Origin of the sequence: Labilibaculum filiforme (genome assembly GCF_002843315.1) — a bacterium.
GTDB classification, from domain to species: Bacteria; Bacteroidota; Bacteroidia; order Bacteroidales; family Marinifilaceae; genus Labilibaculum; species Labilibaculum filiforme.
Map to the genome: position 1 here is coordinate 25,139 of NZ_MVDD01000030.1, position 7,312 is coordinate 32,450.

General features: G+C 32.2%; 4 protein-coding genes. All 4 read left to right on the forward strand.

What is annotated here, in order from left to right; all coding sequences use genetic code 11:
- The first annotated feature begins 16 nt into the window (after positions 1-16).
- Complete coding sequence (locus BZG02_RS20070; RefSeq protein ID WP_101263539.1) at positions 17-2,875, forward strand: hypothetical protein; 2,859 nt, start codon at positions 17-19, stop codon at positions 2,873-2,875.
- 7 nt (positions 2,876-2,882) lie between these two features.
- A complete protein-coding gene (locus BZG02_RS20075) occupies positions 2,883-3,458 on the forward strand; it encodes a phage tail protein (RefSeq protein ID WP_101263540.1) in 576 nt (191 codons plus the stop codon).
- Positions 3,459-3,647: 189 nt separating this feature from the next.
- Positions 3,648-5,912, forward strand: coding sequence for a glycosyltransferase (locus tag BZG02_RS20080; protein WP_101263541.1), 2,265 nt, complete (start codon positions 3,648-3,650; stop codon positions 5,910-5,912).
- A 164-nt stretch (positions 5,913-6,076) separates the two neighbouring features.
- Positions 6,077-7,312, forward strand: a 1,236-nt coding sequence (locus BZG02_RS20085) for a hypothetical protein (RefSeq protein WP_143470527.1), incomplete at its 3' end; no start/stop codon positions are given.

A 7,312-nucleotide genomic window follows, 5' to 3' on the forward strand; every position in this document is an offset into this window, starting at 1 on the left:
CTATAAAGTTTAAGGCATGAATAACGCAGATTATATTCGGAGTAGCTCATGGATTACTGATGACAAAAGTTTCATATTCGATTTTGAATTGGATATGAATGGAATTATTAGTGAAGGTAGAGTAAAAGTAAGTCTAAAATTCATATCTCCTTCATCGAATCAAAAATTACTGTGGGATAATAGGTATCTAATAGTAAATGATACTGAATTAGTAATATCTGAAAATACTGTAGATAATTATTGCGTTAAAGGATTTCTAAAAGTCTTTTTGGAAAAAAAAAGGAAAAATAACAATTTAGTAATATGGGGAGATATTAAGTATGGAAGAATTAATAATCTATATCATTTTATTGGACCGATGGTTATAGAAAAGGAATCTATTTCCAGTCGAACTCCTTTGTCTCCGTCACAAACAAACGAAACAGAAATTGTACTTAACAACGAGACTACCGCACCTTCTATTGCCGAAGATTTACATCAGGACTTATTTCCATTTATTTATTTAAGTAACTGGCCGAACATAGATGATCGAGGCAGAAATTTAGGTTTTGTAACCTACCAAGCGATTATTACCAGTCCTCCTGCAAACACCTTTTTTGATAAATTGATAGAACTAAAAAAGCTGGGTGACCGAGTTGGAATTGAAGAAGAGGTTGAACGTTTCTTTAAGAATGATGGTTTGTATAAAGATGTGTGCGTAACCGACTTAACGAATTTATCTGGAGAGATAGTTAAGTTTCAATTGATCTTGATTGAATGTGAAAAAATGGAGGATATCAACTTCTTAGTATCAACCATTTGTGAATTCTTGCATACTAGTGTGGATCGTTTTTATAGTTATCTTAAGAGTCAGGAATATTCTATTCAGAAAGAAAAGTTATGGCAAACCTACTTTGCTTTGGTGATTAAAATTGGATATCGAGTTAAATGTTTAGGTGAAATTACAAGGTTACTTATTGCATGTAATCTTCTGGAAGAATTATTTTTTAATCTTACTGAAGAAATCAATAAAATGCCCTTTAAGCAGGAGGAATTAAGGGATTTACTACAAGCAAGTTTAGTTTTGCCGGATAGTGTTTTTCCATTACCTCCTTATTCAGAATCTCCACCAGTTGGAAACTCAGAATCGTGGGTTAAGTTGTATGCAATTGGTAAGCTTAAACTGGTTAAACAGAAGCTATTACGCTACGAAGCTGGCGAAATAGCTAATATTATTTCTGTTATGCCAGGAGAAAAAAAAGAAAACACAAAAAGAAAATTACATCAGGAAAGCGACAAAGTTAATTGTGTAGAATTTAACGAGAATTCCAAATTACAAAATACCGAAGAAAGAAACGCCGATTTAACTAATGAAATACTTTCTACTCTAGCTCATAGCAAAGATTCATTTACTTATACCGACTATAGTACAAATTATGGTGCTCCAACCAGCATGACACTTAATGGTAGTTATTCTGTTGAAAAAGAATGTATGGAGCCAGAACAAGTTAGGGCTTCAAAATTTGCAAAAAAAATAATCAATGAAACCTCGGCTAAAATTCGAAAGCAAGTTACTAAGCAAAGAGTGCATCTGATTAATCACGAACAGGAAGAAACTACTATTAGTATATTAGATAATACGGGTAATAAAAGTGCTGTTTTTGGTACTTATTATTGGCTTAATAAAGTTTATGAAGCTCGCCTGATAAATCGGGGCAATAGATTAATGCTAAGTTTTTTAATTGCCAAGCCTGCTGCACAGTATATAAAGGCAGAATTTAATTTTAAGAATGAGACACTTATTGAGCCAAAACCGCCAACAGCTTTATTCCAAATTTATTCATTTAATGATATATCAACTCAAAATTACACGCAGCTGTGCACTTATTATGCTGTAGACGATTTTGATTTACCACCTAACGAAACCAAAATTATTTCCGGAATATTAGAGGGAAACGAAAGTAAATTTATAGATATACCTGAAGGTTATGAGGCGAATATTGCTTTTGTAACCTATATTTCAAATCAAAGTGATGATCAATGGAAAGTTAATGGCCTTGTTGGAAGGCAAGATTTCAATTTTACCGGAACAACTGGAACATTGCAAAATCTGACACTATCACAGGAAAATAACACGATACCCATCTCTGCGACATGTGATTTTCCTTATTTATCTCCACCAATCTCAGTTCAATCTTTCAGAATAAATATTGAGGTTGAATGCAAATGTTCCGATAAGAAACTAAAAAAGTGGAAAAAGAAGCTTTACCATCTAATTATGGAAAAGTATAAAGAGCAAAGAACGATATATTACACTGAATTAAACTCGAACTTACACAACAACAAGTTTACCAATCCATTATACGAAAGAAAAACAATCAAGAAAGAATTTAAAAAATCATGTGTTAAACAATTAATATACAACATGATTAAGCTTAACGGATTTTCAAGAAGTGATCAACACAGTGGTCCCTCAAGCTATGAAGTTAACAAACCCAAATATTTGAATTTTTTAGATACTGCAATAGAATGGAATGAAATGACTTATTGTCTTCTCGAAGATTTTGGCAGTGAGTTGGATTTCTCTAATATGGAAAGCATTGATGCTGGTGATGAGAATATTTTTGACGCATTTCTTCAGGCCGAAGGTGCAAGAATAATCGTACCCGTAAAACCAGAATTTAATAATACAACAATTTATTTTATAGCAACAGGTGCTGTTTGGTTAGGGAATGATAGCCTTGCGCCGATTTTAAACGAGCAAGCACCTATTGTTTCTGAGTTAAAAAGGCTTAATCATGAGCATGGAACAAATGATAATATTTTAGAAAGTTGGCAATTTAAAGTGCCTACTTCATTACAAATACTTAGTAGCGAACTAAACCTAAAAATATAAACTATGAATGATGAATATTGCATATATAAAACAGAGCACTTGTCTTCCGATAGGTTCTATAACTGCCTTTGCCGGAGAAGTAACTACGTGCAATACTGGAGAAGAAAACAAGACACCTATTGAAGAATTAGGTTGGATGGTGTGTGATGGCAGAAAACTGGAAACGCATGAGTATCCTGAATTGTTTGCGACTCTTGGAACCTTGTATGGGGGGAAACTATCTTCTGGAGATGAACCAAGTTATTTTAATATACCCGATTTACGAGGAATGTTTTTAAGAGGAATTGGCGCAGATGATGCAAGCACCGAATTGAGAACGAAAGCTATTGGTGGAATGGAAAACGGGCTTGGCTCAAAACAAGAGTTTGCGGTACAAAAGCATGTGCATGTATATACGTCATCAATTCCAGGAACTCTTACTCCTGGTGCGTTGGTGGCAGCTCCTGTAAATAATTCAACAAACCCAAAAGATACAACGGAAACTCCTACAGAAAGCGTAATTCAAGGGAATGTAAAAGTGAGTGAATACGAAACGCGCCCTTCTAATGTATTTATTTATTATTTAATTAAATACAGATATTAAGCGCAAAAAGAACCTAACTAACATAGCTAAGTGATTAGAAATTATTAATGGGCAATTAATAGTTACGATAACAAGATGTATGTCAGTTAATTATAAATAATAAGATGCGATAACTCATTCCTCATAGTACCTATTATATTTTCCTAGGATAAAAGGAGCCTATTTCATCATAATAAACACGTATAAAAAATGACTACTTCCGTAATTAATCAAAAAATAGTAATAGGAATATATATTGATGCTTTATCGAATGTAAAGGATTTATTTAAGACGCTTTTTTTTATATCCGATAACACAAGTTTGGAATATGAGATAATTTTATTGATTGATTCGATTAAGCCAGAACTGAAAAGGGAAATTAGAAATACGTTTGATTTTAAAATAAAAACTGGTATTAATCTGCACGGGCGTACATCGCTATTTAATTGTCTGTTAGATATTGCAGCCGATTACTATCTATTTGTGGATTGTGGAATGTTGGTTGGTTCTAAAGCTTTAGACCAGTTGGTAGAGTTGATGGAGAAAAATAGGGACATTGGAATAATTGGGCCATCTACCAATAACAGTTGGAGCCAACAGTCGTTATATAAAGATGCTCAGCCGGAATCTGTTAATTGGTTGGAACGGGTTGAAGAAATAAAGCAGGTAAATAGCTTAAATTTTCAGGAATTAGATAGCCTGTTAGAATCTTTTCTATTCATAAGAAAAAATGCAATAGAAATAGTGGGTTATGCCGATGAAAAATATGCCGACGGTTACTATTGGGAAGTAGATTATTGTGTTCGAATAAAAAAAGCAGGTTTTAAGCTTATATGGGCAAAAGGCATTTACGTACATAGGCTATTTGCAGGTGATGACAATAATAGAAATAAAACTTCGGTAGCTAATTCAAATTATTTTAAAGAGAAATTCTGTGTAAAATTTAAGTTGGATTCCAATCCACCAAATTGTGACTGTTGCAAGGGATTCTTGTGCGAAAGTTTTGTTGTAGATATAAAAAATAATTTAAAAATTTCAGAAAGAACAGAAAGTGTCAAATTTCCTCTTGTTAGTTGTATTATGCCAACTAAAAACAGAGCCCATTTTATATTGCAGTCTATTAACTATTTTCATGCACAAGACTACCCAAACAAAGAATTAATTATTGTTTATGACGCAATTACAGATTTGCCAGATAAGCTTATTGAAAATAAAAATATCCATTTGTTTAAGAGCGAAGATGGCGATTCAATAGGGAAAAAACGAAATATGGCATGTGAAAATTCTTCTGGAATAATAATTATTCATTGGGACGATGATGATTGGTATTCTGCGAATCGAATTTCTAGACAAGTTCAACCAATTCTTGAAAATGATTGTGATATAACAGGTCTTAATAATACTCTTTTTTATCTTAATACTTCCAATGAGTTTTGGAAATGTTCCGAGGATTTATCGAAAAAAATGTTGGTGGAAAATGTTCATGGAGGCAGCTTGGCATACAATAAATCGTTTTGGAGCAAGGCTAATAATTATCCGGATACTTCATTGCGAGAAGATGCCGATTTCATGCTGAAAATGATGCGAAATGGTGCCAGATTAAGGCGGATAGATGGAAAAGAACTTTTTATTTATTTACGACACGGAAATAATAGTTGGACATTTAATACGGGGCTTTTTCTTGATCCATCGGGTTGGGAGAAGGTGGATACACCCGATTGTATTTTGGAAGATATTGCTTTTTATCGATCAATGCCTAAGGAAAAAAAAGAAATATGCAATACAAGAAATCAAAATATACCTAAAGTTACTTGTATTATGCCAACTGCTGATAGAAGAGAATTTGTTCCCAGAGCAATTGAGCACTATAAAAATCAGCTGTACAAAAATAAGGAACTTATAATTATTGATGATGGTACAGATAAAATAGAAGATGCAATAAGTAAAGGAGATAATGATATTAAATACGTCTCTTTAGAAAAAACTACTAGTATAGGTGAGAAACGTAATATTGCTTGTGCATTGGCAAGTGGCGAAATAATTATTCATTGGGATGATGACGATTGGATGTCTCCAAGCTGGATACAGTATCAAGTAAATACTTTACTGGAAGAGAATGCAGACGTAACTGGATTAGATCAACCATTCTTTTTTCAACCTAAAACCGCTAATTTATGGCAATACAATTATCCTAAATCTGAGAGGCCTTGGGTACATGGTGGTACGCTGTGTTATACTAAAAAATTGTGGCGGAGAAACCCTTTTAAAGCTATAAATATTGGAGAAGATGCCCGTTTTTTATGGAGTAATTGTCCTAAAAAAATAGTGCCTCATAATAATGTTGAACATTATGTAGGATTTATTCACGATAAAAATGTGTCGCCAAAAAACACAAAGGACAGTAGATGGCATGTGATAGATAATGAGATTACTATGCGCAACGTTGGAGGCGCGCATTTATTCCAATTTAAATGAAATTGTATTTCATACATTTCACCTATATCCAAATGGACTTTCTTGATGTATTTAACTAATTTAGCTCTTTTTTTATTCGTATTTGTACATAAATATAATATGAATTAGTCATAATATGTTTGTAACTTATGTAGTAAACTATAGAATAAGAGAAACAATAATTCATGCGGAAACTAAATAGCCTTTATAATAGCTTACATTCTTTTGATAAATATTTTTTAGAGATGTTTTATAGACTAAAGTATAAAACAGGCTCAAAAAGAATTTTTTTATTGAACTTTTTAATAAAAACAAAGAATCAATACATTGATGAAGAGTGTTTAGACGAATTCGGTAAAGATTTTGACGCATTAGCACAAAATAAAAGACGTTTACGTTTAGATATTGAGTCCATGTTATTACTTCGAATTTTAAGTCCATCAAAAAATAAGGCATCAGCACGTATTATTTGCAAGCGGAACTTTTTATTGGCGACGTTTTATCATGAACAAGGTTTAATTAATGAGGCATCTCTAAAATTAAAAAAGACAATGCGACTCATTGAAAAATACGAACTTTTTAATGAGCGTATAGAATACTATTTTCTGATAAAAGATCTTTTTGCTTCGAAAGATTTATCTAATCAAGAGGAAACACTTCACGATACACTAGCAGCCGTTAAGTCTATTGAATTTCAATTATTAAATGATTTAGAACTAATTGCATTCAGAAAAAAGAATTCTGAAAATAACGTAATACTTGCCAACGAACAAGATACTAGTTATTCCAATTCCAAATTTCTAAATGAAAAATTACTGGATTTACAGCGGAATAAGCTAAAGGAATGGGGAAAGAAAAATTATTCCAAAGCGAAGAAGTATTTAGAGGAACAATGTGCCGAGCTTAAGAAAAATAGTACTAATGGATTTAATTTAAGCTTAGAATGCTTGCTACAATTAATGCATATTAATATCTGTTGCGGATCTGAGCAACAAAATGAAAAACTAGTTGAGATAATAGAACATGAGTTTCTTTTAACGAAAAAGCAGGAATCTGAGTTTTTAGAACTACAATTCACAACTAATTTTCTATTGAAGAATTTTTCAGTTTGTTATCCTATCATTATTAATTTACAGAAATGTCAGATCAGTAATGATAATTCTGAAAAAGAGTGCAAAATAAAATTCTTTGAGTTGCTTTTGGCTTTTGTAGGTAAGGATTTTATTCAAATGAATATGCTCTTACAGTCAGAGATAGCACTATTTACATGCGAAAATTCATTATCTATTAATATCCGTTTAATGGAAATCTATTCTCTTTTAATGCAAGACAGAGCGGATTTATGCAAATACAAATTGGAATCGTTGCGACAGGCGATAATGCGTAAAAATGATATTAATAGATCAAGATATTTATTTATA

Excerpts from the sequence above, each read along its gene's own strand:
- BZG02_RS20070 (WP_101263539.1), top strand. The coding sequence starts at position 17 with ATGAATAACGCAGATTATATTCGGAGTAGCTCATGGATTACTGATGAC.
- BZG02_RS20075 (WP_101263540.1), top strand. The coding sequence starts at position 2,883 with ATGATGAATATTGCATATATAAAACAGAGCACTTGTCTTCCGATAGGT.
- BZG02_RS20080 (WP_101263541.1), top strand. The coding sequence starts at position 3,648 with ATGACTACTTCCGTAATTAATCAAAAAATAGTAATAGGAATATATATT.